Origin of the sequence: Bradyrhizobium sp. CB1015 (assembly GCF_025200925.1) — a bacterium.
Classification (GTDB): Bacteria; Pseudomonadota; Alphaproteobacteria; order Rhizobiales; family Xanthobacteraceae; genus Bradyrhizobium.
Map to the genome: position 1 here is coordinate 4865689 of NZ_CP104174.1, position 25215 is coordinate 4890903.

The window sequence follows — 25215 nt, forward strand, 5'->3', positions numbered from 1 at the left end:
GGCACGAGCCGGGCGTTAGAATGAACGGAATTTCAGGGATGCATGGGGTGAAGCTCTTCACCGGAGCTGCGGTTTCGGTCCTGTTGCTGGCGCTTGCCGGGCCGACGCCTGCCTTGGCGGAGACGATGGAAGGCGCGCTGGTGCGCGCCTATCAGGACAATCCGCAACTCAACGCACAGCGCGCCCAGGTGCGTGTGACCGACGAAAACGTGCCGCAAGCTTTGTCCGGATATCGCCCGCGCGTTTCGCTGAGTGCGAGCGCCGGCTATCAATATCAGGACACGCTGACCGCGCCGGGCGCAACGCCGATCAACGGGACCACGGTCCCCCGCGCTGCCGCCCTGACCATTCAGCAGTCCCTGTACAACGGCAATATCACGGCCAACCGGGTTCGCAACGCCGAGCACCAGGTCTCGGGCGCGCGCGAGGGCCTGCGCAATCTGGAACAGAGCGTCCTGTTCCTGGCGGCGCAAACCTACATGGATTATCTGCGTGATTCGGCGACGGTCGAGGTCAACAAGAGCAACGTCCGCGTGCTCGAGCAGACGTTGAAGCAGACCCGCGACCGCTTCAATGTCGGCGAGGTCACCCGTACCGACGTGGCGCAATCGGAAGCGCAATTGGCTGCCGGCCGAACGCTGGAGCAGCAGGCCGAGGCCACGCTGACGTCGACGCGAGCAACCTACCGCCGCGTAATCGGCAACGAGCCTAGCAACCTCGCGCCCGGCTCGCCGGTGGATCGCTTGCTGCCGCCGACGCTAGCTAAGGCGGTCGAGCTCACGCTGACTGAAAATCCGACGGTGACGGCGGCGATGTTCGGCATCGATGTCGCCTACATGACCGTGAAGATCAATGAGGGCGCGCTGCTGCCGACGGTCACGTTGCAGGCGACCGCCCAGCAGGCAAACGAACAATCCTTGATTCAATACCGGGCATTCAACGCCAGTGCTGTCGCGCAAGCCACGTGGCAGCTCTATCAGGGCGGCACCGAATATTCGCTGATCCGACAATCCAAGGAGTCGCTGGCCCAGCAACGTCTCACGCTGGATCAGACTCGTGATCAGGCTCGCGCTGATACCGTATCTGCCTGGGGCCTGCTGCAATCGTCGAAAGCTCAGGTGGCGTCCGCACAAGCCCAGGTGACGGCATCCGAGATCGCGCTGAACGGTGTGCGCGAGGAGGCAAAAGCCGGCCAGCGCACCACGCTCGACGTCCTCAATGCACAGCAGGCCCTGGTCAACGCGCGCATCAATCTCGTCAACGCGCAGCACGATCGCGTTGTGAATTCCTACAGGGTGCTCAGTACCGTCGGCCGGCTGTCGCCCAAGGTGCTCGGCCTTGTGACAACGGTCTACGACCCCAGCGTTCACTACCATCAGGTCCGCGACAGCTGGGCAGGCGTTCGCACGCCTGACGGGCGCTGATTCCCGCAATCATCCGGTCGATCTCGCAACAGCCGAGGTCGACCGGTGCTTTGCTTGCAATCGTCAAATTCCCTGACATAGCCTTGCCAAGATGATGCGGGTCGATTCGCCCCCGCGTTGATGTCGTGTGCGTAACGCTTCAGTGCCGGGGGCAGGGGCACACCGCTGCACGTTGAGCCGTGATCTGGGGACAAGTCGGGCTGCGACGACGAAAATGACGGGCCTGTCGTTGCGGAACCGGCCAATCCTGCCGTGCTTGGTGTAAGACAACGCATGCGAGGGCGTTGATGATGTGGAGTCGGAGATGACGCAGCCTGCAAAGGTCACAGAACCCTCCATGGAGGAGATTCTGGCCTCGATCCGGCGCATCATTGCCGACGATGAGGCAAAGCCCCCGCCGGCCGAGGCCGCCAAGCCCGAGAAGGCTGCGGTGCCCGCCGCGCCGGCGAAGCCGCAGGCGATGAACGACATTCCGCCATCCAAGGTCGCTCCGCCCAAACCCGCCGCCGAGAAGCCTGCTGCACCGCCGCCGGCCGCAAAGCCGGCGCCGCCACCTGCGCCCGCGCCCGCGGCGGACGCATCCAACAGCCAGGACGATATCGACGCCTTGCTGGCGGGTCTCGATGCGGCCACACCTGCGCCCGAGGTCCGCGCGCCAGAGCCAGAGCCAGAGCCAGAGCCCGAACCGGACGTGCTCGAACTGACCGACGACATGGCGATGGACCCGACGCCGCCTCCGCCGCCGCCGAGCTTCCGCAAGGTCGAGCCGCGCGACGATCTCGAATTCGCCGAACCGCCGCAGTCGCGGCCCGCTCCGCCACCGTCCTACGCGCCGGTGGACTTCGACGCGCCACCGCTGCCCCCGCAGCAGCCGATCCTGGCGCAATCGACGGTTTCCGCGGTCGAATCCGCCTTCAACTCCCTGGCCCATACGGTGCTCAGCAGCAATGCGCGGACGCTGGAGGACCTGGTCAAGGAGATGCTGCGGCCGATGCTGAAGTCCTGGCTCGACGACAACCTGCCGGGCCTCGTTGAACGCATCGTGAAGGCCGAAATCGAGCGGGTCTCGCGCGGCGGCCGCTGAGGGCGGCCGAAGGGCCCTCATAACGCCCGGCCTGGATGTCATATTCGGGCCCGGACCGGGCCGGAAAGCGCTGTTGCCGCCTCGTTGTCCCCTGACCTTTTCGTTGACTTGGCCGCCTCCCGCGGCTTTCTAGCAGCCCCATGATCGAGAAAAATTACCAGCCCGCCGATATCGAAACCCGCATGTCCGTGGTGTGGGAGGACAGCCTTGCATTCAAGGCTGGCCGGCCCGACCGCCGTGATGCCGTGCCCTTCACCATCGTGATCCCGCCGCCGAACGTGACGGGCTCGCTGCACATGGGCCACGCCCTCAACAACACGCTGCAGGACATCCTGTGCCGGTTCGAGCGCATGCGCGGCCGCGACGTGCTGTGGCAGCCCGGCACCGACCACGCCGGCATCGCCACCCAGATGGTGGTCGAGCGGCAGTTGATGGAGCGCCAGCAGCCCGGGCGCCGCGAGATGGGCCGCGAGAAATTCCTGGAGCGGGTCTGGCAGTGGAAGGCCGAGAGCGGCGACACCATCATCAACCAGCTCAAGCGGCTCGGTGCATCGTGCGACTGGTCGCGCGAGCGCTTCACCATGGACGAGGGCCTGTCGAAGGCCGTCGTCAAGGTGTTCGTCGAGCTGCACCGCGAGGGCCTGATCTACAAGGACAAGCGGCTGGTGAATTGGGACACCAAGCTGCTCACTGCGATTTCGGATCTCGAGGTACAGCAGACCGAGGTCAAGGGCAGCCTCTGGTATCTGCGCTATCCGATCGAGGGCAAGACCTTCAGCCCCGAGGATCCTTCGAGCTTCATCGTCGTCGCCACCACGCGCCCCGAGACCATGCTCGGCGACACCGGCGTGGCCGTGCATCCGGAGGACGAGCGCTATCAGAAGCTGATCGGCAAGAACGTCGTCCTGCCGCTGGTCGGCCGCAAGATCCAGATCGTCGCCGACGAGTATTCCGATCCTGAGAAGGGATCGGGCGCCGTGAAGGTGACGCCGGCGCATGACTTCAACGATTTCGAGGTCGGCAATCGCCACGGCCTGCGCCGGATCAGCGTGCTCGACAGGGAAGGGTGTCTCGATCTCCTCGACAACGAGGACTATCTGCGCGACCTGCCCGAAGGCGCCGCGCAATTCGCCGAGGAGTTCCACCAGGTCGACCGCTTCGCTGCGCGCAAGCGCATCGTCGAGCGGCTGGAATCGTTCGGCTTCGTCGAGCGTATCGAGCCGCACACCCACATGGTGCCGCACGGCGACCGCTCTGGCAGCGTGATCGAGCCCTACCTGACCGACCAGTGGTATGTCGATGCCAAGACGCTGGCGAGACCTGCGATCGCGGCGGTGCGTTCGGGCGAAACGACGTTCGTGCCGAAAAATTGGGAAAAGACCTATTTCGACTGGATGGAGAACATCCAGCCCTGGTGCATCTCGCGCCAGCTCTGGTGGGGCCATCAGATCCCCGCCTGGTACGGGCCTGACGGCAAGGTGTTCGTCGCCGAGACCGAGGAGGAGGCCGTCAGCCACGCGCTCGGCTATTACGTCGAGCAGGAGGTCATCACGCCCGAGCAGGGCCGCGAGATGGCGCTCGACCGCAACAAGCGCGAAGGCTTCATCACGCGCGACGAGGACGTGCTCGACACCTGGTTCTCCTCGGCGCTGTGGCCGTTCTCGACGCTCGGCTGGCCCGACGACACGCCCGAGGTGCAGCGCTATTACCCGACCAATGCGCTGGTGACCGGCTTCGACATCATCTTCTTCTGGGTCGCCCGCATGATGATGATGGGCCTGCACTTCATGAAGGAGGTGCCGTTCTCGACCGTCTACATCCACGCCCTCGTCCGCGACGAGAAGGGCGCCAAGATGTCGAAGTCGAAGGGCAACGTCATCGACCCCCTCAACCTGATCGACGAATACGGCGCGGACGCGCTGCGCTTCACGCTGGCCGCGATGGCAGCGCAGGGGCGCGACATCAAGCTCGCCACCAGCCGCGTTGAGGGCTACCGCAATTTCGCAACCAAGCTCTGGAACGCGTGCCGGTTCGCGGAGATGAACCACTGCGCCCTGCCGGAAGGCTTCGAGCCGGCGGAGGCGAAGGAGACGCTGAACCGCTGGATCGCGCATGAGACCGCCCACACCGCGCGCGAGGTGACCGAGGCGATCGAGGCCTATCGCTTCAACGATGCCGCCGGCAGCATCTACCGCTTCGTCTGGAACGTCTATTGCGACTGGTATGTCGAGCTCGCCAAGCCCGTGCTGCTCGGTCCGGACAGCCCCGCCAAGGACGAAACCCGAGCCATGGTCGCCTGGGCGCGAGACGAGATCCTGAAGCTGCTGCATCCCTTCATGCCCTTCATTACCGAAGAGCTGTGGGAGGTCACGGCCAAGCGCGTCGGCTTGCTCGCGCTGGCGCCGTGGCCGCTGAAGCCCGCCGAGCCGACGCCGGAGCAACTCGCAATGCTCGCGGCGACCACAGGGCCGACCGATGCGCTCGTCTCGCCGACCTGGGTGCTGCCGATCTTCGATCATGCCGACTTCACCGATCCGGCTGCCGAGGCCGAGATCGGCTGGGTCATCGACCTCGTCACGCAGATCCGCTCGGTGCGTGCCGAGATGAACATCGCGCCGGCAACGCTGACGGCGCTGGTGCTCGCAGGCGCCTCCGCCGAAACGAAGGAGCGTGCGCCGCGCTGGACTGACGTCATCAAGCGCATGGCACGGCTGTCGGACATTTCCTTCGCCGACCGCGCGCCTGACGGCGCGGTCCAGCTGCTGGTGCGCGGTGAGGTCGCCGCGCTGCCGCTCAAGGGCGTGATCGACGTCGCCGCCGAGCGCACGCGGCTCGACAAGGAGATCGCCAAGGCCGACGCCGACATCAAGCGCGCGGAGTCCAAGCTGGCGAACGAAAAGTTCGTCGCCAACGCGGCCGAGGAGGTCGTCGAGGAGGAGCGCGAAAAGCGCGAGGCGGCACTGGCGCGCAAGGCCAAGCTGCTGGAGGCGCTGGAGCGGCTGAAGCAGGCGTCGTGATCTCATCGTCATTCCGGAGCGATGCGCAGCATCGAATCCGGAATCTCGAGATTCCCCGGTGCGCAATTGCGCACCTGAGGTCTGGTCCTTCGGACCATCCCGGAATGACGATCATCTCGGGAACGGCTTGCTCAGAAACTTCGAGCCCCTGAGGCCGTAGCGCCAAGGCAGCTCCACCGCCTTGGTGATGCCGATGCGGATGCCGGTTGCGACCTCGATCTCCTCCGTCCGCGCATGCAGCGCGATCGGGGGCCGGTCCAGCGGCAGGGCGTTGTGCGCAATGGTGATGCCGAGCGCCTCGGTCAGCTTGCCCGGGCCTGAGCACAGCGCATGCACGTCCTGCAGATGCCTGCGGCGGCGCATCGCAGCCAGGCCATGCGTCGGTTCCAGGGCACGGATCAGCACGGCGCTGGCCGAGCCTTCCTCCTCGCAGACGAAGTTCACGCACCAGTGGATGCCGTAGGAGCGGTAGACATAGGCAAAGCCAGGCGGGCCGAACATCACCTGGTTCCGCGGCGTCTGGCCATTGTAGGAGTGCGCGGCCGGGTCGGTATGGTGATAGGCCTCGACCTCGACGATGATGCCGCCGACGCCGTCGACCAGCATGGTGGCACCGATCAGGTCGGGTGCGACCTCGTGCACGCTGCGGCCGAAAAAGGCGCGCTTCAGAGGATTGCCGAGCCGCGGTGGTGAAGTCTTCGAGATTGGAGCCATTCGAGGAGAGAATCGCCTGAGAACAGAGCAGGATATTGCCCATATCTGCCATGTTCCCTGAAGCGGTGCGAGCCGGGTTGCGATGCCGGGCCAGACCGACTAGGTAGGACCTGAACAGACCGGACACCCCATGGTCGTTATTGTCGATACCATCTCGAACCCGCTGCGCCCGCGCCACCCCGAAAAGGTGAACCGCCCCGATTCCGCTTCGCCGCCGAAGCCGGACTGGATCCGCGTGCGCGCGCCCAACACCCGCGGCTATGCCGACACCCGCAACATCGTGCGCTCGAACGGCCTGCACACGGTGTGCGAGGAGGCGGGCTGCCCGAACATCGGCGAGTGCTGGGACAAGAAGCACGCGACCTTCATGATCATGGGTGACACCTGCACCCGGGCCTGCGCTTTCTGCAACGTCAAGACCGGCCTGCCGAATGCGCTGGACGCGGCCGAGCCGCAGAACGTTGCCGAGGCCGTGGCCAAGCTCGGCCTTGCCCACGTCGTCATCACCTCGGTCGACCGTGACGACCTCGCTGATGGCGGCGCCGAGCACTTTGCCCAGACCATCCGCGCCATCCGCGCCGCATGCCCCTCGACCACGATCGAGATCCTGACGCCCGACTTCCTGCGCAAGGAGGGCGCACTCGAAATCGTCGTCGCGGCGAAGCCGGACGTGTTCAACCACAATCTCGAGACCGTGCCCTCGCGCTATCTCACGGTGCGGCCCGGTGCGCGCTATTTCCACTCGATCCGGCTGCTGCAGCGAGTCAAGGAGCTCGATCCCACCATCTTCACCAAGTCCGGCATCATGGTCGGCCTCGGCGAGGAGCGCCATGAGGTGCAGCAGGTGATGGACGATCTGCGCTCGGCCGACGTCGACTTCCTGACCATCGGGCAATATTTGCAACCGACCCGCAAGCATCACGCGGTGATGCGCTACGTGCCGCCGGACGAGTTCTCGTCCTACGAAAAGATCGCCTACACCAAGGGCTTCCTGATGGTGTCGGCAAGCCCGCTCACCCGCTCGTCGCATCATGCCGGCGAGGATTTCGCGAGACTGAAGGCTGCGCGGGCAGCTCACGCCCGCTGACGTACCATGCATCGAGTTTCGAGCAAGCACCGTGTCAACCACAGCGCGTCCGAGATGTTTGATCTGGTCGCCGATGTCGAGCGCTACCCGGAATTCGTGCCGCTGTGCAGCGCGCTGAAGGTGCGGCAGCGCATGGCGAAACCCGACGGCACCGAGGTGCTGGTCGCCGACATGACGGTGTCGTTCAAGCTGGTCAAGGAATCCTTCACCAGCCGGGTGACGCTCGACCGCGCCAATCTGAAAATCCTGGTCGAATATCTGCAAGGTCCGTTCAGGAATCTGGAAAACCGTTGGACGTTCGAGCCCAAGGGCGAGGGCGTGTGCGACGTCGGCTTCTTCCTCGCCTACGAATTCAAGAGCCGCATGCTGGCGATGCTGATGGGCTCGATGTTCGACGCCGCCTTCGCGCGGTTCTCCACCGCATTCGAGAAGCGGGCAGACGCGATCTACGGTCGGCCGAAGCTGGCGTCGACTTAGGTAACTCTCATGTCCCGGACACGCTGCAACGCCCTTAGCGTTGCTGCGCAGAGCCGGGACCCATAGCGACAGCCTCCTCACTCGATAGATGGGCCCCGGCTCTGCAGCGCACCGCTGAAGGAGCGCTGTGCTGCGTCCGGGGCACGAGCCTCCGAGGTCAATCCACCGCCTTCACCACATCAGGCGGCTGCGAGGCGTAATACGCCGCCGCCTGCTCGATCTCTTGTGGCGTCATGGCCCGCGCGATGTTGCGCATCTGCTGACTGATGTCGTTGCGGCGCTCGCCGGACGCGAAGGCCTCGAGCTGCGCCTTCATATACGCCTCGGATTGTCCTTCCAGCCACGGGCTGCCGGTCTTGTTGTCGAGGCTGCCATGGCAGGAGCCGCAGGGCGCGATCCCGCGCATCGGTGCGCCGTAGATGACGATGTTGGGCTTCGGCACTTGCGGCGTCGGATGATAGGCCGGCAGCCGCGGCAAATAGGCGTAATAGCTCGAGAGATCGGCGATTTCCTGGTCGGTCAGGTTGACCGCAAAAGGCGACATCACGGCATTGCTGCGTGCGCCCGAGCGAAAGTCGTGCAGCTCCTTGTAGATCACGGCGGCATACTGCCCGGCGAGGTTGGGGGAGTCCGCGCGGCTGATGCCGGTGGGGCCGTGGCAGATGGCGCAACGCTGTGCCAGCGTCGCGCCGCGGCCGATCGCCTCCTGGCTCGATCGTGACAGCGTGCTCGACGTCAGCACGACCTCGGACAGGCGCCTGGCCTGCTCCGGCGCCGCCATGGTCGCCGCGCGCTGTGGCAGGCCGGCGGCGCTACAGATCGCATCCCAGACATTGGCGAACTGGACCCAGGGTTGCGCGAACGGCAGCACGATGAAGCCGCCGATCGCGGTCAGGATGAGGATCGCGGCAGTGACGCCGACAGCCGTCGTAAAATGCCGGTTACGGAAGCTGAAGAGGTCGCGCGCGCTCATCACTGCGCTCCCACATAGACGGCCGGCACCGAGGTGCCTTCGTTCAGCGCCAGCGTCAGGATCGGGTAGCCGTAATTGGTGAGGGTGAGCGCGATCATCAGCCCGACCCACAGTGCGTAAGTGTTGAGCGCGACCGGCACGGTCGCCGGCTGGTGCACGGCGAGCGCAAACCGATAGGGGCCGGCGTCAGCCTGCGGTGCGCGCATGCCGCGCGCGAGAATGACCAGGAACAGAACGCCCGAGGCCAACAGGATGAAGCCACCGATCGCCGAAAGGGTGACGGAGAGCGCCTGCGGCGCGATCGCGGGATCGCCGAAGTCGAAATAGGCCATGCGGCGCGGCATGCCCAGAATGCCGACCCAGTGCCACGGGAAGGTGGTGACGATCATGCCGATGAACCACAGCCAGAGCTGGCTGCGGATCAGGCGGAGGTCGATCAGCTCGCGGCCGGTCAGATGCGGCCACAGATCATAGGCGATCGCGAAATACATGATCACGATGGCGCCGCCGAAGATCAGGTGGAAATGTCCGGTGATCCACTGCGTGTTGTGGATCGACGCATCGAGCTGGTAGCTCATGTTGATCAGGCCGCCGGCGCCGCCGAAGCCGAGCATGACGAACGAGAAGGCCAGCGCCAGCATCATCGGATTGTCCCAGGGCAGCGTCCTGATCCAGCCGAACAGGCCGCGCCCGCCGCGCAGCCGCGCTGCGATCTCGACCGAGGCGCAGATCGTGAATACGGTCAGCAGCGTCGGCAACGCAACCAGCGCCGTGAAGGCCGAATGGATGAACTTGAAGCCGGCGCCGACCTGCGGATCGGCAAAGGTGTGGTGCATGCCGATCGGCATCGCGACCACCAGGAACAGGATGAAGGAGATTCGCGCCATGGTGTCGGAGTAGACCCGCCCGCCGATCGCGCGCGGCACGATGGTGTAATAGGCGATGTAGGTCGGCATCAGCCAGAAATAGACGATGGCATGCAGCGTCCAGGAGAAGAACACGCGCGCCAAGCCGGCATCGATCGTGGTCTTCAGGCCCGCCGCGACCGGAATGATCTGGAGCAATAGCTCGAGCGCGGCGCCGACCGCGGTCCAGGCCCATAAATAGGAGCCTGCGACATTGGCGAACATGGCGAGCGGCACCGGCGCGCCGGGATGGGCCTTGCGCCAGACGCGCAAGTTGATCGACATCAGCGCGACCCACACCCACGAGCCGACCACGACCAGCACGACGCCGAGATAGTAGAAGACATTGCCGATCAGCGGCGGATAGAAGGTGTAGAGCACCGAGGCACGGCCGAGCGCGATCGGGATCACCGCCATGATGCTGCCTGCGACGATCAGCCAGAACCCTGTCCAGGCCCAGCGCACGCCGACCAGGCGCTGCTCCAGCGCGGACTCAGCTATGGCATAGCCAAAACCCATCGCGACCAGGGTCGGGAAGACGTAGCCCATCACCGTGCCGTGGGCGGTCAGCGAGCGGTAGTACAGTTCGGGGTTGGACAGCCAGGTGCCGATCGGGCTGCGGATGAACATCTGCCAGGCGCCGAGCGTGAGCGCGATGCCGAACACGGCGAAGGCGAGCCAGAAATGGGCGAGGATGAGCTTCCTATTGGCCAACACAGCTCAGCCTCCCGCCACCCTTCGCGCGATCCGCGAATTCGCTCTTGTCGATCACCTTGACCTTGCCCCACATGCCTTCGTGGCCGAAGGAGCAAAACTCCTGGCAGGGCATCAGATAGTCGCCGGTCTTCGCGAAGCGCATGAGCTGCTCGGAGATGTAGCCCGGCACCAACATGGTGTTGACGTTGGTGCCCTGGATCAGGATGCCGTGCACGACGTCGGCGCTGGTGGCACGCAGCGTGATTGGCGTGTCCGCCGGCACCAGGATGCAGGCCGGTGTGAAGGAATATTGCTGGCCGATCGCGCGCACGGTCACATTGCCGTTGGCCTCGAGCACGCTGCCGAGATTGCTTTCGACGAATTCGCCTGAGAGATGCAGCCGGGACGGATCGGTGGTCTCGACGCGCGGCTGCGGCATGGTCGCACGATGGATTCCGGCGAATGCCGCCAGCAGTGCCATCATCACGATGATGATCACGGCAATGGTCGTCCAGCGCCGCTCGACGCGGGCCGCGACTTCGGCGCTGTTATGATGCGTTTCCTCTGCGCTCATTGCAGCGGTCCGCGCGGCAGGAAGACGAACAGGTAGAAGGCAAACCACATCGCGACAACGCAGGCCGTGGCGATGCCCGCAAGCAAGATCGCCCCGGACGGGCCTTGCGCGACGACCTCGTCGACCGCCTGGTCGGCGGCGGCTGGGCTGGTCGGCGGGTCGGAATTGATCATGACGGATCTCTGGGGCTCAGTTCAGCGGTGCGGAGCGCAGCTCGTTGGCCTCGCGCGCCGACACCGGCGTGCCGCGATTGCCCCAGGCGGTGCGGATGTAAGAGACGACGGCAGCGATCTCGTTGTCGGACAAAAGCCCCGCAAACGGCGGCATGCCGTAGGGCGTCGGGTTGCCCTTGGTGCCTGGCGGATAGCCGCCATTGAGCACCATGCGGATCGGATTGACCGCCGACTGCATCTCGATCGACTGGTTGTTGGCGAGCGGCGGCCAGTGCGGCGGCTTGCCTTCGCCCTGCGCGCCGTGACAGCTCGCGCAGTGCTTGTCGTAAACGGTCTTGCCGAGGCTGATCAGCAGGCTGCTTTCGCTGGTCGGCAGCGTCGAGCTTGCCGGCGGCGGCGGCGAGGGCTCCGCAATGCTCTTGAGGTACACCGCCATTGCCCTGGTGTCCTCATCGTTCAGATATTGCAGGCTGTTGTGCACGACCTCGGCCATCGGGCCGTAGACGACGCCGCGCATGGAGACGCCGGTCTGGAGCAGGTCGGTGATGTCCTTGATGCTCCAGTCGCCGAGCCCCGCCTCGCGATTTGAGGTGAGGGACGGCGCGTACCAGTTCTGCATGGGGATCAGGCCGCCCTTGAACGCTTCCGATTGCGAGGTACCGCCGAGCGCGTTGATCGGCGAATGGCACATGCCGCAATGGCCGAGGCCCTCGACGAGGTAGGCGCCGCGATTCCATTCCGCGGATTTGGTCGGGTCCGGCTTGAACTCGCCCTCCGAGAAATACAGCGTGCGCCAGCCGAGGATCAGCTGGCGGTTGGAATAGGGGAAGCGGAGATCGTGCTCACGATTGCGCTGGCTCACGGCCGGGATTGACTTCAGATAGGCAAAGATCGCGTCAGTATCGGCGCGCGTGACCTTGGTGTAGGATGCGAACGGCATGGCCGGATACATCAAGCCGCCGTCCGGAAAGCGGCCATAGTGCATCGCCTTGTAGAAGTCTTCGGCCGTCCATTTGCCGATCCCAGTGTCGCGGTCCGGCGTGATATTGGACGAATACAAAGTGCCGAAAGGGGTCGGCATGGCGCGTCCGCCGGCGAAGGTGCGTCCCTCGGGTGCCGTGTGGCAGGCAATGCAGTCGCCGGCGCGCGCCAGATATTCGCCGCGTGCAACCAGGCTATCGCGGTCGGAGCCAGACTTCGGCTGCGCCCCTGCGGACGAGCCGGCCAAGAGCAACAGCCACAGGGCAAGGATTGGTGAACACGATCGCAATTCCGTCTCCTCAATCCGGTTCACTGCCGCAGGCGAACGGCAGCACATACGTGCCCTTCGGCGCCGGCGCGATGTTCACAGGGGCCGGGCGGCTCGCGAGCCACGCTGCCACCGCCGTCACGTCCTCCTCGGTGAGCCGGGCCGCGACCTGCTGCATGCAGTCCGGCGCTTTCGCGGTTCGCGTGCCATAGCGCCACGCACCCAATTGTGCGCTGATGTAGGCCGGGCGCAGTCCGAGCAGGCCCGGAATTCCGGGCTCCATGCCGGTCAGGGCCGGGCCGTGGCAGCTTCCGCACGCCGGAATCTGGCGTTGCGGATCGCCGCGCGTCACCAGCGACTGGCCGTGCTGCAGCACCTCCTTGCTTGCATCGCTTGCCGTGACCGGCGGCAGAGGCGGGTGCTGATCCGCAAAATAGTCAGCCATCTGCTGCAGGTACGGATCGGGCAGGAATTCCAGCAGATAGTTCATCGGCGGATATTTTCGCCGGCCATTCTTGAAGGCGAGAAGCTGGTTGTAGAGATAGCCGGCCGGCTTGCCCGCAAGCCGCGGGAAATAGACGTCGTTGGTGCCTTCGCCTTGATTGCCGTGACAGGGCGTGCAGGCTTCGACCCGCGCCGCCATCGTGTCCGGCGGCTGATTGGCGGTTTGTGCGGCCGCACCATCAAACGCGGCCAAGGTGGCAATGGCGATGGCCAGAGCAGTGGTGCGAGCGAACACTCTCGTCACCCTCCAAAAAGCAGGATCGGTTGATTCCGGATCACAACGTAGCGGTGCATTATTGCGACAATATGCTCCTGCGCAAGTTCGGGTACGCGTGACGACGTTTGGTCGCGGCCTTCGCATCTGCGGTCCCGATCAGATTCGACAAAACGTGCGTGATTTTTGAAAATTGGACATAACGCTGCGCTCTCGCGACAGTTCCTGTCCGAGTTTGCTTCGTTTCATCATCCCTCCTGACGTCAGAGGGCGCAGGGAAGACCGGGTGCCGGCCGGGCACCCACGGTCCACTGTGCGAAGGCTTGCGCTACAAGAATCTGCACAGCGGCATACAGGTGAAGCCCAACACGCGGCCTTCCCTGCGCAGTGGTTTGACGGCTTATGCCGAGCTCTCCCCGGGGAGCGATGCACTATTGCCCCCGTCGCCTCGCGGATCGCTGACATGAGCCCCCGGTCGGGCAGCACACATCACCGCAAGACTTGACGCACAGACCCCGGGCGTCAGGACGACACGGTTTTGCCGTACGCTGATAGCATCGGTCGTGTGCGCGAAGGCTTGTCGCTCACGGTTTCCCGCCCTGCGATGTCTGTCGCGCCGGTGCTGCCAGCGTCCACCACAACTCATCCCGCGTTCGTGACGATCGCGATACGCCCCTCTGACCGGGATGAGGTGGCGTGACAATGCGCAAAATCAGAACTTCTGTAAAGGCGAATATTTTCGACTGGGGCGATTGACCCGCCACTTGGGTGTTTTGCCCGACGAGGCTGGGCAAGAACGTCGTTTTTTGAGAGTTGATGTAGGATTCGTCTTATGGCGAATCGCACATTCAAGACCGGCGAGAGCCGGGAGCAACCCAGTCTTCTGCCTGCGCGGATTGAGGACTATGTCGGGCCGGACAATCCGGTGCGGGCAATCGAGAGCTTCGTTTGCGCGCTCGACCTTGCAAAGCTTGGTTTCGGCCACGCGGATCGTGGCGCGGAAGAAGTCGGGCAGCCGCCGTATGATCCTGCCGATCTGCTGAAGCTCTATCTTTACGGCTACATCAACCAGGTCAGGTCGTCGCGACGGCTAGAGCGGGAATCTGGCCGCAATCTGGAGCTGATCTGGCTGCTGAAGGGACTGAAGCCGGGTTATCGGACGATTGCCAACTTCCGCAAGGAGAACTGGAAGGCGCTGAAGGCCGCGAACCGCAGCTTCGTGCTGCTGGCTCGGGAGCTTGGGCTTGTGGGCGGCACGATCGTAGCGATTGATGGTTCCCTGTTCCACGGCGACGCCAGCAAGGCTTCCATCTTTACGCGCAAGCGGCTTGGCGAGCAGATCGCGAGGCTGGACCAGGAGATCGAGGCTTACCGCAAGTCTGTTGAAGACAATGATGCGGCAGAGGTCAAGAAGCCGGGGAAGGATCGCGCGGACGGTGATGGTCGAGGAGATGGCGGTGATATCGCTGCGAAGGTCGCGGCGCTGATGGCGAAGCGTTCACGTGCCGAGGCCGATCTGGCTCGGCTGGAAGAGAGTGGCGAGACGCAAATGTCGCTGACGGATCCGGACGCCCGGCTTCTGGTCAAGAATGGTCAGGGCATTGCAGGCTACAATGTGCAGACCGCGGTTGATGACAAGCACAAGCTCATTGTCGCGAGTGAGGTAGTCAACGACAGCAGTGATGTTCGACAGCTCTCTGCGATGGCCAAGGCGGCCAAAAAGGCTCTTGGAGCCGAGACACTGCAGGCGCTGGCCGATGAGGGCTATTACAGCAGTGTCGAACTGAAGGCCTGCGAGGACGAGGGTATCATTGCCTATGTACCGCTGCCCGAAGGTAGCGCGCGGCTCGAGAAGCAAGGCCGCTTTGCGCTCAAGGACTTCAACTATGATGGTGCAACCGACACCTACCGTTGTCCTGCGGGCCAGCCGCTGCATCCGTTCAAGAGCAGGCAAAAGAACACCAGCGGCCGCATTGAGATCCGTTACGCGGCCCGTGTAGCAATCTGCAGGAGCTGCCCGCTCAAGGTCCGCTGTCTCTCACCGACCACCACCTACCGGACCATTGGTCGCTGGGAGCATGAAGATGTTCTCGAACGCCACCGCGCACGGATGCAGGGTGCGGGCGAGCTGATGCGTCGTCGTTCGGGGATTGTCGAGCATCCGTTTGGCACGCTCAAATGCCGTGCCGGCTATCGTCATTTCCTGGTCCGCGGCTTCGACAAGGTCCGCGGCGAATGGAGCCTGATGGCGCTCTGCTACAATTTCACCCGTGCGCTCAACATCCTTGGATTTGACGGGTTTCTGGCTGCCCTCGCAAAGAGGCTTGCTGTTTGCCAATGTATCTTCGCAGCCCTCCTCCAGCACATCCTGGTTGCTCCAGAGCCTCTCTGGACCAATATCCGACCGCCGCTCCAAATCGGCCGCTTCGTTCCGGCATGAGCCCGCCAACGACCAATTCTTGCCCAGCCTCGACGGGCAACACAAGAGCTCGTAGCCTGGATCGAGCGTAGCGCAATCCGGGCTACGGGATTTTCGTTTGTGCAATCCACGGGATCATTTCGCATCGCGATGCGTTCTCAACGGATTCTGCGGGTTGGAGCCGCCATGACCATCAATTTCGATACGCTGAAAGCTTCGCTTGTCCTGTACGGCCTGAACGCGATCTACGCGATCCTGCTGCTCGCGGTCGGCTGGTATCTGTCCGGCGCGATGCAGCGCTTCGTCACGCGCGTCCTCAGCGTCACGCACCGCGTCGACCCGCTGGTAACGCTGTTCGTGGGCAGCCTTGCGCGCTATGGCGTGCTCGCGGTCGTCGGCATCGCCGTGCTGCAGCTCTTCGGCATCCAGACGGCGAGCCTCGTCGCCGTGCTGGGCGCGACCTCGCTCGCCATAGGGCTGGCGCTGCAGGGCACGCTGTCCAATCTCGCAGCCGGCGTGATGCTGCTCTTGTTCCGGCCGTTTCACATCGGCGACGATGTCGAAGTCGCCGGCAAGGCGGGCAAGGTGAGGTCGCTGTCCCTGTTCATGACCGAGCTGGTCGCGCCCGACAACACGCAGATCCTGTTGCCGAATGGACAGGTGTGGGGCGCGGCCATCATCAACCACAGCGCCTATCCCGGCACGGGCGAGGTCAAGGTCGCGTTTCCGGTCCCGGCTGGCGCCGCAAATACGCTGGCCGACCGGATACTCAAGGAATTGCGCAATGACTCCCGCATCGACGATCACGCAGCGCCTGCCGTCTCCGTTACCAAAGTCCTCGATGTCGCCAATCCCGCGGCACCGATCCTGGAATTGACGGTCAGCGCGAAGGCGAAGCCGTCTGAAGCCGACGCGGTCAAGCAGTGCGTGCTCGATCATGCGAGCGCGCTGCTTGCGGCGGCGTGAAGCGGTCCATCAGCTTAGGCGGTCTGGCAGCCCGGATGGAGCGCAGCGTAACCGGGATTTGCATCGCGCACATGGGTCCCGGATTGCGCTGCGCTCCATCCGGGCTACGTCGCCTCATCCCCGCGGCGGACGCGGCGGCCTGCGCTTCACCACATGCCGGCGCGGCGAGCGGGTGACGCGCGGCCGGAGGCGGCTTGCCGCGGCACGCTGCGGCTTGGTCGCGACTTGCGGGCCGCGGGCCAGATCCATCAGCATGCGCAGCGCCTCGACGACCGAGCGGGCGCGCACCGCGCTGCGGCCGATGGCGCCGAAGCGGTGCTCGCGGTGGATGATGCGGCCGTCGCGGGCGGCGGCGGCGAAATGCACGAGACCGACCGGCTTGCCGGGCGTGGCGCCGCCGGGTCCGGCGATGCCGGTGATGGCGACGGCGAGATCGACATCGGCGCGCTCCAGCGCACCGATTGCCATTGCGGTCGCGGTTTCCTTGCTGACGGCGCCAAAATTGGCGAGCGTGCTCGCCTCGACGCCGAGCATCGCGCGCTTTGCCTCATTTGAATAGGTGACGAAGCCGCGGTCGATGACGTCGGACGAGCCGGGAATGTCGGTCAGTGCGCCCGCAACGAGGCCGCCGGTGCAGGATTCGGCGGTTGCGATCGTCAGCTTGCGCATCCGGCACAGATCCAGCAGCGAGCGGGAGAGGGCGCGTGCGTCGCTGCCGCCCATGGCCTAGACGCCCCAGGGAAGGCGGATGGTGGCGCTCGCGGTGGCCGCGATGCCTTCCTCGCGGCCGGTGAAGCCGAGCCGCTCGCTTGTGGTCGCCTTCACCGCCACGCGCGAGATGTCGACGCCGGAGATCTCGGCAATGCGCGCCCGCATGGTGTCGCGCAAGGGACCGATCTTCGGCCGCTCGCAGATCAGCGTGACCTCGAGATTGGCGACGCGGCCGCCGCGCGCCGTGACGCGCTCGATGGCATATTTCAGGAACTGGTCGGAGGAGGCGCCCTTCCACTTCGCATCGCTCGGCGGAAAGTGCGAGCCGATGTCGCCGTCGGCGAGCGCGCCGAGAATGGCGTCGACCAGCGCATGCAGGCCGACGTCGCCATCGGAATGAGCCAGGAAGCCCTTCGTGTGCGACACGCGCACGCCGCAGATCATGACGTGGTCGCCTTCGCCGAAGGCATGGACGTCGTAGCCGGTGCCGGTCCTGATGTCGCCGAGCTGGGCGGCCAGGCGCGCTTCCTCGCGCACGAAATCCTCGGGAGTGGTGAGCTTCATGTTGGCAACATCGCCTTCAAAGGTTGCGACCGTCAATCCCGCCCATTCGGCAATCGCGGCATCGTCGGTGAAATCCGAGCGTCCATCCTTTGCCGCGCGACGATGCGCCTCGAGGATGACGTCGAAACGAAAGGATTGCGGCGTCTGTGCGATTCGCAAGGAAGCGCGGTCCGGCGTGGCCTCGACGTTGCCGCTTTCGCCGGTGACCTTGATGGTGTCGGTGACGGGAATGGTGGGGATCGCAGCACCAGTGCGGCTCGCCGCCTCGATTGCGCGCGAGATCACGCCTTCCGAGACGAAGGGACGCGCGGCGTCGTGGATCAGCACGATGTCCGGCTTGTGCTTGGCCAGCGCTTCGAGGCCGGCGAGCACCGAAGCCTGCCGGGTCGCGCCGCCATTGGTGGGCGGCTCGTGCCTGAGCCCTGCGACCGCTGCCGTGAACATGGCGCTGTCGTCGGGGTTCACCACCGGCTGCACCGCGAACACGTCGGCGTGGCGGCTGAAGGCCTCCATGGCGCGGTGGATCACGGGCACGCCGCCGATCTCGCGATATTGCTTCGGCCCGCCGGCGCCGGCGCGCAATCCGCGCCCGGCTGCGACGAGGACGACCGCGGTGCGCTGTGATTTCGCCATAGGACTCAAATACTCGGTTGCCAATGAAAGAGCAGGGGGTGATTTGCCGGCATGCCTCTAGCACGGCAGGCCCGCAAAAAAAGGGGGTTTCCCCGGATTGTGGGAAACAGCATTTTGCTGCACTGCACTTGAAAGATCTGCAGAACTGTCTAAACTGTAGGCATGACGCTTGACTGCACAAGAATTGTGCGCAAGATAGATCATGGCAGGCGCGATGAGGCCCTGCCCAGTCAACGAGACCCCCCGTGACCGGCTCGGCAGTATCAGGCTCTAAGCCGTTGAAAATAGGCGATATTGAAGTCGCCGCCCCGGTCTTCCTGGCACCGATGTCGGGTGTGACTGACTCGCCCGTCCGCCGGCTGGCCGCCGAGCTTGGGGCCGGTCTCGTCGTGTCTGAAATGACCGCCAGCGATGAACTCGCCAATGGCCACAGGATGTCCCGGTTGCGCTGCGAAGCCACCGGCATCGGTCCGCACGTGGTCCAGCTGGCCGGCTGCGAGACGCACTGGATGGCCGAAGGCGCCCGGATCGCCGAAGCGGAAGGCGCCGATATCATCGACATCAACATGGGCTGTCCCGCCCGCCACGTGACCGGCGGCCAGTCCGGCTCGGCCTTGATGCGCGACCTCGACCATGCCGTCAGCCTGATCGAGGCGACGATCGCGGCGGTGAAGGTGCCGGTGACGCTGAAGATGCGCCTCGGCTGGGACGACCGCAGCCGCAACGCGCCGGAGCTGGCGCGGCGCGCGGAGGCCGCCGGGGTCAAGCTCGTCACGGTGCACGGCCGCACCCGCTGCCAGTTCTACAAGGGCGAGGCCGATTGGGATGCGATCCGCGCCGTGCGCGAGGCCATCTCCATTCCGCTCGTCGTCAACGGCGACATCACCTCCTACGAGAAGGCGCTTGCGGCGCTCGATGCCTCCGGCGCCGATGCCGTGATGATCGGCCGCGGCGCGCAGGGCCAGCCCTGGCTGCCGGGCCAGATCGGCCGCCGCCTGAAAGGCGGGGCCGAGGAAGCCGCGCCCTCGCTCGAAAGGCAGCTGCATTATGTCCGCACGCTCTATGACGGCGTTTGTGCGCTCTATGGTCTGCGCATCGGGCTGAGGCATGCCCGCAAGCATCTGGGCTGGGCGCTTGACGTCGCAGCGCAGGCGAGCCGTGCGCCGGCCGAGAAGCTGAAATCCTGGCGGCAGAAGATTCTGGTGTCGGAGGATCCGCGCCTCGTTCACGATTCACTGCAACACGCCTTCGACGACTTCGCATGGAGCGCTGCTGCATGAGCTCAGCCGCTGAACATCGTCGGCCGCTTCAGTCCGACAGCGACGCCATCCTGGATGCCTTGCCCAACCCCGTGCTCATGATCGGGCCGGACGGCAAGATCGTCGCCGCCAACATCGCCACCGAAGCCTTCTTCGAGATCTCGACGCAATTCCTGAAGCGGCAGTCGTTGAAGGAGCTGGTGCCGTTCGGAAGCCCCTTGCTGGCGCTGATCGACCAGGTGCGCTCGTCGAACTCGCCGGTCAACGAATATAAGGTCGATCTCGGCACGCCGCGCATGGGCGGCGACCGCCAGGTCGATCTGCATGTCGCGCCGCTCACCGAGCGGCCCGGCCACATCGTGGTGATGCTGCAGGAGCGCACCATCGCCGACAAGATGGACCGGCAGCTCACCCACCGCAGCGCTGCGCGCTCGGTGATAGCGCTAGCAGCCATGCTCGCGCACGAAATCAAGAATCCGCTCTCGGGCATTCGCGGCGCCGCACAGCTGCTGGAGCAGCAGGCCTCGTCCGAGGACCGCATGCTGACGCGGCTGATCTGCGACGAGGCCGACCGCATCGTGACGCTGGTCGATCGCATGGAGGTGTTCGGCGACGAGCGTCCTGTGGTGCGCGGCCCGGTCAACATCCATTCGGTGCTCGATCACGTGAAGCGGCTGGCGCAGTCGGGCTTTGCCCGCAACATCCGCTTCATCGAGGACTACGATCCCTCGCTGCCGCCGGTGCTGGCGAACCAGGACCAGCTGATCCAGGTGTTCCTCAATCTCGTGAAGAACGCCGCCGAAGCGCTGATCGACGTGCCCGACTCGGAAATCCAGCTCACCACCGCGTTCCGCCCCGGCGTGCGCCTGTCAGTCCCTGGTCAAAAATCCCGGGTATCCCTTCCGCTCGAATTCTGCGTGAAGGACAACGGACCCGGCGTGCCCGACGATCTTCTGCCCAACCTGTTCGACCCCTTCGTGACCACCAAGCAGACCGGCTCGGGTCTCGGCCTTGCGCTGGTCGCCAAGATCGTCGGCGATCACGGGGGCATCATCGAATGCGAATCTCAGCCGCGCAAGACCACCTTCCGCGTGCTGATGCCGATGTATTCCACATCGGTGAAACACGCCGATCAAAGCAGTCGCGACGGCTCTGCCGGGAAGTCGTCGCCTGCGTCACAGGGGGCAAAATGAGGATTAACAATGCCCGCAGGTAGCATTCTCGTAGCCGATGACGATACCGCCATCCGCACCGTTCTCAATCAGGCACTGTCCCGCGCCGGTTACGAAGTGCGGCTGACCGGCAATGCCGCAACGCTGTGGCGCTGGGTCAGCCAGGGCGAGGGTGATCTCGTCATCACCGACGTGGTGATGCCCGACGAAAACGCCTTCGACCTGTTGCCGCGGATCAAGAAGATGCGGCCGAACCTGCCCGTCATCGTCATGAGCGCGCAGAACACCTTCATGACGGCGATCCGCGCCTCCGAGCGCGGGGCTTACGAATATCTGCCGAAGCCGTTCGATCTCAAGGAGCTGATCGCCATCGTCGGCCGCGCGCTCGCCGAGCCGAAGGAGCGGACCTCGACGCCGGACGAGGACGCCGAGATGGAGGCGATCCCGCTGGTCGGCCGTTCGCCGGCGATGCAGGAAATCTACCGCGTGCTGGCGCGCCTGATGCAGACCGACCTCACCGTGATGATCACGGGCGAGTCCGGCACCGGCAAGGAGCTGGTGGCACGCGCGCTGCACGATTACGGCAAGCGCCGCAACGGCCCGTTCGTCGCCGTCAACATGGCGGCGATCCCGCGCGATCTGATCGAGTCCGAGCTGTTCGGCCATGAGCGGGGCGCCTTCACCGGCGCCAACACCCGCGCCTCCGGCCGCTTCGAGCAGGCCGAAGGCGGCACGTTGTTCCTGGACGAGATCGGCGACATGCCGATGGAGGCGCAGACCCGCCTGCTGCGCGTGCTGCAGCAGGGCGAATACACCACCGTCGGCGGCCGCACCCCGATCAAGACCGACGTGCGCATCGTCGCGGCCTCCAACAAGGACCTGCGCGTGTTGATCCAGCAGGGCCTGTTCCGGGAAGACCTGTTCTTCCGCCTCAACGTCGTTCCGCTGCGGCTGCCGCCCTTGCGCGAGCGCATCGAGGACTTGCCGGATCTCGTGCGGCACTTCTTCACGCTGGCCGAGAAGGACGGATTGCCGCCGAAGAAGCTCGACACGCTGGCGCTGGAGCGGCTGAAGCAGCACCGCTGGCCCGGCAACGTGCGCGAGCTGGAAAATCTCGCCCGGCGCCTCGCCGCGCTCTATCCGCAGGACGTGATCACGGCCTCCGTCATCGACGGCGAGCTCGCACCACCCTCGGTCAGCCCGGGCGCCGCGGTCCAGCAGGGCGTCGACAATCTCGGCGGCGCCGTGGAGGCGTATCTGTCCTCGCACTTCCAGGGCTTCCCGAACGGCGTGCCGCCGCCCGGTCTCTATCACCGCATCCTCAAGGAGATCGAGGTGCCGCTGCTCACGGCCGCGCTCGCCGCCACCCGCGGCAACCAGATCCGCGCCGCGGACCTGCTCGGTCTCAACCGCAACACGCTGCGGAAGAAGATCCGGGATCTCGACATCCAGGTGTATCGGAGCGGGGGCTAGTCTCTCCAAGCGCCCGGTGGCTCAGCTCCCCCTACCAAGGCAGAGCTGAGCCTGTCCGGATCGCGCTGGCCGTTGTGGCTGACGCGGTGAGCAGAAGTCCGCGCTGGGCCCAAATGTTCCGCTCGTCCTTTCAAATTGGTCGTTCGGCCCCGACGCGGCGGCATCACATCTACCTGACCAGCCGGCCGGATGCCGGCATCACGCTGGCGATATTCACCGGGGCCGGCTGAAGGGCGAGGCCGTTGACCAGGAGGTCGGCGGCCACGATCAGCAGCAGAACGGCCGAAACCATCGTCGCGAGACAGATCCTATCCATGCGGATCAAGCCGGAATGGCGGGAATCCGTTCCCGCCTCTCCGGCATGTGCCTGTGGATTGCGCGGGTCCGCTGCGGCCGACACGCCGCGGAATTGTCGCAATTCGGCAACAATGTGGTACGAATACATCAGTATCCGCGCGTCCGCGGACCCGTTTTCAGCACCGCCATTGCCGGAATGACCAGCGCAGATACCTCGGCCGCACACTTTGACACGGCCCCAGCGGAAGAGCCCCGGCGTTGGTCGGTGCGACGCTGGCTGGCACCCTTTGCCGTGGCGCTGGCGCTGCTGTCGGCCTTCCTGACCTTCCTGGTCCTGACGGGTCTGAGCACGATCGAGCCGACGCCCGGGGTGGTCCGCACATTCTATCTGATCAATGCCGCCACGATCCTGCTGCTGGTCGGGATCATCATCCGGGAACTCTGGCAGCTGATCCTGGCGCGGCGGCGGGGCAGGGCGGCGGCGCGTCTTCACGTCCAGATCGTCAGCCTGTTCTCGATCGTCGCGGTGCTGCCGGCGGTGCTGGTCGCCGTCGTCGCCAACGTCACCATCGAGCGCGGCCTCGACCGGCTGTTCTCCGGGCCGACCAAGGAGGTGATCCAGAACTCGCTGACGATCGCGCGGGCCTACATGCAGGACCATGCGCAACTGATCCGCGGCGACATTCTCGGCATGGCCAACGACATCGCCCATGCCCGGCCGCTGTACGACCAGGATCGCCGCTCGTTTCGCGAGATGCTGACGGCGAGCGCCGCGTCCCGCAACCTGCCGGGCGCGATGATCATCGACAAGAACACCAACATTCTGGAATCCGCCGACACCGGCATGCGGCTCGCTTATTCGCCGCCGGCGCCGGACTTTCTCAGCAACGTCAACGAGAACGAGCCCGAGATCGCGGTGCTCCCCGATGCGAGCTTCGTCGCGGCGGTGATCCGCCTGCGTGCCTTCAACGACACCTTCCTCTATGTCGCCCGTCCACTTGATCCGAACGTCGTCAATCAGCTCAAGCAGACCGAGGTCAGCGTCGCCGAATACGCCCAGATCGAATCGCGTCGGCTCGGTATCCAGGTCGCCTTCGCGCTGATGTTCGCGGTGATCGCGCTGACCATCCTGATGGCCTCGGTGCTGATCGGCCTCAACTTCGCCAACTCGCTGGTCTCGCCGATCCGGCGGCTGATGAATGCGGCCCACACGGTTTCGACCGGCGACCTGCACGTTCAGGTGCCCGTGCATCAGTCGGAAGGCGACCTGGCGCAGCTGGGTGAGACCTTCAACAAGATGACGCAGGAATTGCGCAGCCAGCGCGACGAGCTCGTGAGCGCCAGCGACCTCATCGACAGTCGCCGCCGCTTCATCGAAGCGGTGCTGTCATCGGCGAGCGCCGGCATCATCGGCGTCGACGCGTCCGGCAGCGTCGGCATCCTCAATCGCTCCGCCGAGAAGCTGATCGGGCACTCCGAAGCCGAGACGCTCGGCCATCCGCTCTCCGACGTGCTGCCCGAGCTCGACGAGATGATGAAGACCGCGCGGGAAGGGACCCAGCGCCTGGTGCAGGGCCAGATCACGATCACCCGCGACGGCACCGAGCGCAACCTGTCGGTCCGCGTCAGCGCCGAGAAGAACCAGCCGCACGACAGCTACATCATCACGCTCGACGACATCACCGAGCTGGTCTCGGCCCAGCGCACCTCGGCCTGGGGCGACGTGGCGCGCCGCATCGCGCACGAGATCAAGAACCCGCTGACCCCGATTCAGCTCTCGGCCGAGCGCATCCGCCGCAAGTTCGGCAAGACCATCACCGAGGACAAGGACAAGCAGATCTTCGACCAGTGCACTGACACCATCGTGCGCCAGGTCGACGACATCAGGCGCATGGTCGACGAGTTCTCGCGCTTTGCGCGGATGCCCAAGCCCGTGATGGAGGGTGAGGACGTCGCCGACACCGTGCGCCAAGCGGTGTTCCTGATGAAGGTCGCCCATCCCGAGATCGACATCGAGGCCGAGTTCAAGCAGGATCCGCTGCGAGCCCAGTTCGACCGGCGCCTGATCTCGCAGGCGGTCACCAACATCGTCAAGAACGCCACCGAGGCGATCGAGCAGGTCCCGCCCGAGGAGCTTGGCAAAGACGGTGGAAAGGGCCGTATCGACGTCGTCGTGTCGCGCGAGGGCGACGACGTGCTGATCGACGTCATCGACAACGGCATCGGCCTGCCCAAGGTCGCGCGATCGCGCCTGCTCGAGCCGTACGTCACCACGCGCGCCAAGGGCACCGGGCTCGGGCTCGCCATCGTCGGCCGCGTGCTGGAAGACCACGGCGGGCGGATCGAGCTGAAGGATGCCTCCGACTTCCGTGCAGGCCAGCGCGGCGCCTGGATGCGCATGCGCTTTGCCGTATCAGGGCAACCTGCGAAGTCCGCGACAACGGAGCATGTGCCGGCGGCAAACGCCGCGACCGAGACGAGCTCCAAGCCCGACATCACGCAAACGGTGAGGGAATCCGTCGAGAACCGGGAAACAAAAGAGCCGGCCGCCGGAACCAAAGAGCCGGCTGAAAAGACCAATGATTCAACCAAAATCGAAGCCTCAACAGGCAGCTGACAACACAGGCGCG

General features: G+C 65.1%; 21 protein-coding genes. 11 read left to right on the plus strand and 10 right to left on the minus strand.

The features are described 5' to 3' along the window. Positions 1–38: 38 nt before the first annotated feature. The 3 genes from N2604_RS22580 to N2604_RS22590 all read left to right on the plus strand — a co-directional run bounded on the left by N2604_RS22580 (position 39) and on the right by N2604_RS22590 (position 5525). Complete coding sequence (locus tag N2604_RS22580) at positions 39–1424, plus strand: TolC family outer membrane protein (RefSeq protein ID WP_260376289.1); 1386 nt, start codon at positions 39–41, stop codon at positions 1422–1424. A gap of 304 nt (positions 1425–1728) precedes the next feature. After that, positions 1729–2508, plus strand: coding sequence for a PopZ family protein (locus tag N2604_RS22585; protein ID WP_260370415.1), 780 nt, complete (start codon positions 1729–1731; stop codon positions 2506–2508). 140 nt (positions 2509–2648) lie between these two features. Next, a complete protein-coding gene (locus N2604_RS22590; protein ID WP_260370416.1) occupies positions 2649–5525 on the plus strand; it encodes a valine--tRNA ligase in 2877 nt (958 codons plus the stop codon). 111 nt (positions 5526–5636) lie between these two features. Here the strand turns inward: N2604_RS22590 and N2604_RS22595 are convergent, their stop codons facing one another. Then, the gene (locus N2604_RS22595) at positions 5637–6239 is read right to left on the minus strand and encodes a DNA-3-methyladenine glycosylase (RefSeq protein ID WP_260370417.1); all 603 of its coding nucleotides are present in this window, start codon (positions 6237–6239) and stop codon (positions 5637–5639) included. A gap of 130 nt (positions 6240–6369) precedes the next feature. Between N2604_RS22595 and lipA the strand changes: the two genes are divergently transcribed. Both lipA and N2604_RS22605 read left to right on the plus strand, forming a co-directional pair. Further along, the gene (gene lipA / locus N2604_RS22600; protein ID WP_212373343.1) at positions 6370–7326 is read left to right on the plus strand and encodes a lipoyl synthase; all 957 of its coding nucleotides are present in this window, start codon (positions 6370–6372) and stop codon (positions 7324–7326) included. A 6-nt stretch (positions 7327–7332) separates the two neighbouring features. Then, a complete protein-coding gene (locus N2604_RS22605) occupies positions 7333–7803 on the plus strand; it encodes a type II toxin-antitoxin system RatA family toxin (protein ID WP_027542754.1) in 471 nt (156 codons plus the stop codon). Between the two features lie 157 nt (positions 7804–7960). Here N2604_RS22605 and N2604_RS22610 read toward each other — a convergent pair whose 3' ends face one another. From N2604_RS22610 to N2604_RS22635, 6 genes are read right to left on the minus strand one after another with little or no spacing between them, the layout of a single operon-like run. After that, complete coding sequence (locus N2604_RS22610) at positions 7961–8776, minus strand: c-type cytochrome (RefSeq protein ID WP_260370418.1); 816 nt, start codon at positions 8774–8776, stop codon at positions 7961–7963. Further along, positions 8776–10398, minus strand: a complete 1623-nt coding sequence (locus N2604_RS22615) for a b(o/a)3-type cytochrome-c oxidase subunit 1 (RefSeq protein ID WP_260370419.1) — start codon at positions 10396–10398, stop codon at positions 8776–8778. Before N2604_RS22615 ends, N2604_RS22610 begins: the two co-directional genes overlap by 1 nt. After that, positions 10385–10951 (minus strand): cytochrome C oxidase subunit II, encoded by a 567-nt coding sequence (locus N2604_RS22620; protein ID WP_260370420.1) that lies wholly within the window; start codon positions 10949–10951, stop codon positions 10385–10387. The genes N2604_RS22615 and N2604_RS22620 overlap by 14 nt, the downstream gene beginning before the upstream one ends. Further along, the gene (locus tag N2604_RS22625; RefSeq protein ID WP_260370421.1) at positions 10948–11124 is read right to left on the minus strand and encodes a hypothetical protein; all 177 of its coding nucleotides are present in this window, start codon (positions 11122–11124) and stop codon (positions 10948–10950) included. The genes N2604_RS22620 and N2604_RS22625 overlap by 4 nt, the downstream gene beginning before the upstream one ends. A 16-nt stretch (positions 11125–11140) precedes the next feature. Next, positions 11141–12394: a cytochrome c gene (locus tag N2604_RS22630; protein WP_409241639.1), complete on the minus strand. Its 1254-nt coding sequence runs from the start codon at positions 12392–12394 to the stop codon at positions 11141–11143. Positions 12395–12404: 10 nt separating this feature from the next. Further along, entirely contained in the window at positions 12405–13112 is a 708-nt protein-coding gene (locus tag N2604_RS22635) for a c-type cytochrome (protein WP_260370422.1), read from the minus strand. Between the two features lie 811 nt (positions 13113–13923). Here N2604_RS22635 and N2604_RS22640 point away from each other — a divergent pair. Both N2604_RS22640 and N2604_RS22645 read left to right on the plus strand, forming a co-directional pair. Next, positions 13924–15531: an IS1182 family transposase gene (locus N2604_RS22640; RefSeq protein WP_260370117.1), complete on the plus strand. Its 1608-nt coding sequence runs from the start codon at positions 13924–13926 to the stop codon at positions 15529–15531. Positions 15532–15696: 165 nt separating this feature from the next. After that, positions 15697–16476 (plus strand): mechanosensitive ion channel family protein, encoded by a 780-nt coding sequence (locus N2604_RS22645; protein WP_260370423.1) that lies wholly within the window; start codon positions 15697–15699, stop codon positions 16474–16476. A gap of 114 nt (positions 16477–16590) precedes the next feature. On the opposite strand, the gene N2604_RS22650 is transcribed toward N2604_RS22645, so the two are convergent. Together N2604_RS22650 and N2604_RS22655 are read right to left on the minus strand one after the other, a co-directional pair. Beyond that, positions 16591–17199: a CinA family protein gene (locus N2604_RS22650; RefSeq protein WP_260370424.1), complete on the minus strand. Its 609-nt coding sequence runs from the start codon at positions 17197–17199 to the stop codon at positions 16591–16593. A gap of 3 nt (positions 17200–17202) precedes the next feature. Then, on the minus strand, positions 17203–18384 hold the full coding sequence (locus tag N2604_RS22655; RefSeq protein WP_260370425.1) for a bifunctional 2-C-methyl-D-erythritol 4-phosphate cytidylyltransferase/2-C-methyl-D-erythritol 2,4-cyclodiphosphate synthase: 1182 nt from the start codon (positions 18382–18384) through the stop codon (positions 17203–17205). A 278-nt stretch (positions 18385–18662) separates the two neighbouring features. Here N2604_RS22655 and dusB point away from each other — a divergent pair, with 278 nt between their 5' ends. From dusB to ntrC, 3 genes are read left to right on the plus strand one after another with little or no spacing between them, the layout of a single operon-like run. After that, complete coding sequence (gene dusB, locus N2604_RS22660; RefSeq protein ID WP_311740033.1) at positions 18663–19664, plus strand: tRNA dihydrouridine synthase DusB; 1002 nt, start codon at positions 18663–18665, stop codon at positions 19662–19664. After that, entirely contained in the window at positions 19661–20836 is a 1176-nt protein-coding gene (locus N2604_RS22665; RefSeq protein ID WP_260370426.1) for a nitrogen regulation protein NR(II), read from the plus strand. Before dusB ends, N2604_RS22665 begins: the two co-directional genes overlap by 4 nt. 9 nt (positions 20837–20845) lie before the next feature. Then, positions 20846–22288 (plus strand): nitrogen regulation protein NR(I), encoded by a 1443-nt coding sequence (gene ntrC / locus N2604_RS22670; protein ID WP_025036261.1) that lies wholly within the window; start codon positions 20846–20848, stop codon positions 22286–22288. A 169-nt stretch (positions 22289–22457) separates the two neighbouring features. On the opposite strand, the gene N2604_RS22675 is transcribed toward ntrC, so the two are convergent. Then, entirely contained in the window at positions 22458–22604 is a 147-nt protein-coding gene (locus tag N2604_RS22675) for a hypothetical protein (RefSeq protein ID WP_260370427.1), read from the minus strand. Positions 22605–22781: 177 nt separating this feature from the next. Here N2604_RS22675 and N2604_RS22680 point away from each other — a divergent pair, with 177 nt between their 5' ends. Next, positions 22782–25202, plus strand: coding sequence for a PAS domain-containing sensor histidine kinase (locus N2604_RS22680; protein ID WP_260370428.1), 2421 nt, complete (start codon positions 22782–22784; stop codon positions 25200–25202). The last annotated feature ends 13 nt before the right edge of the window (positions 25203–25215 follow it).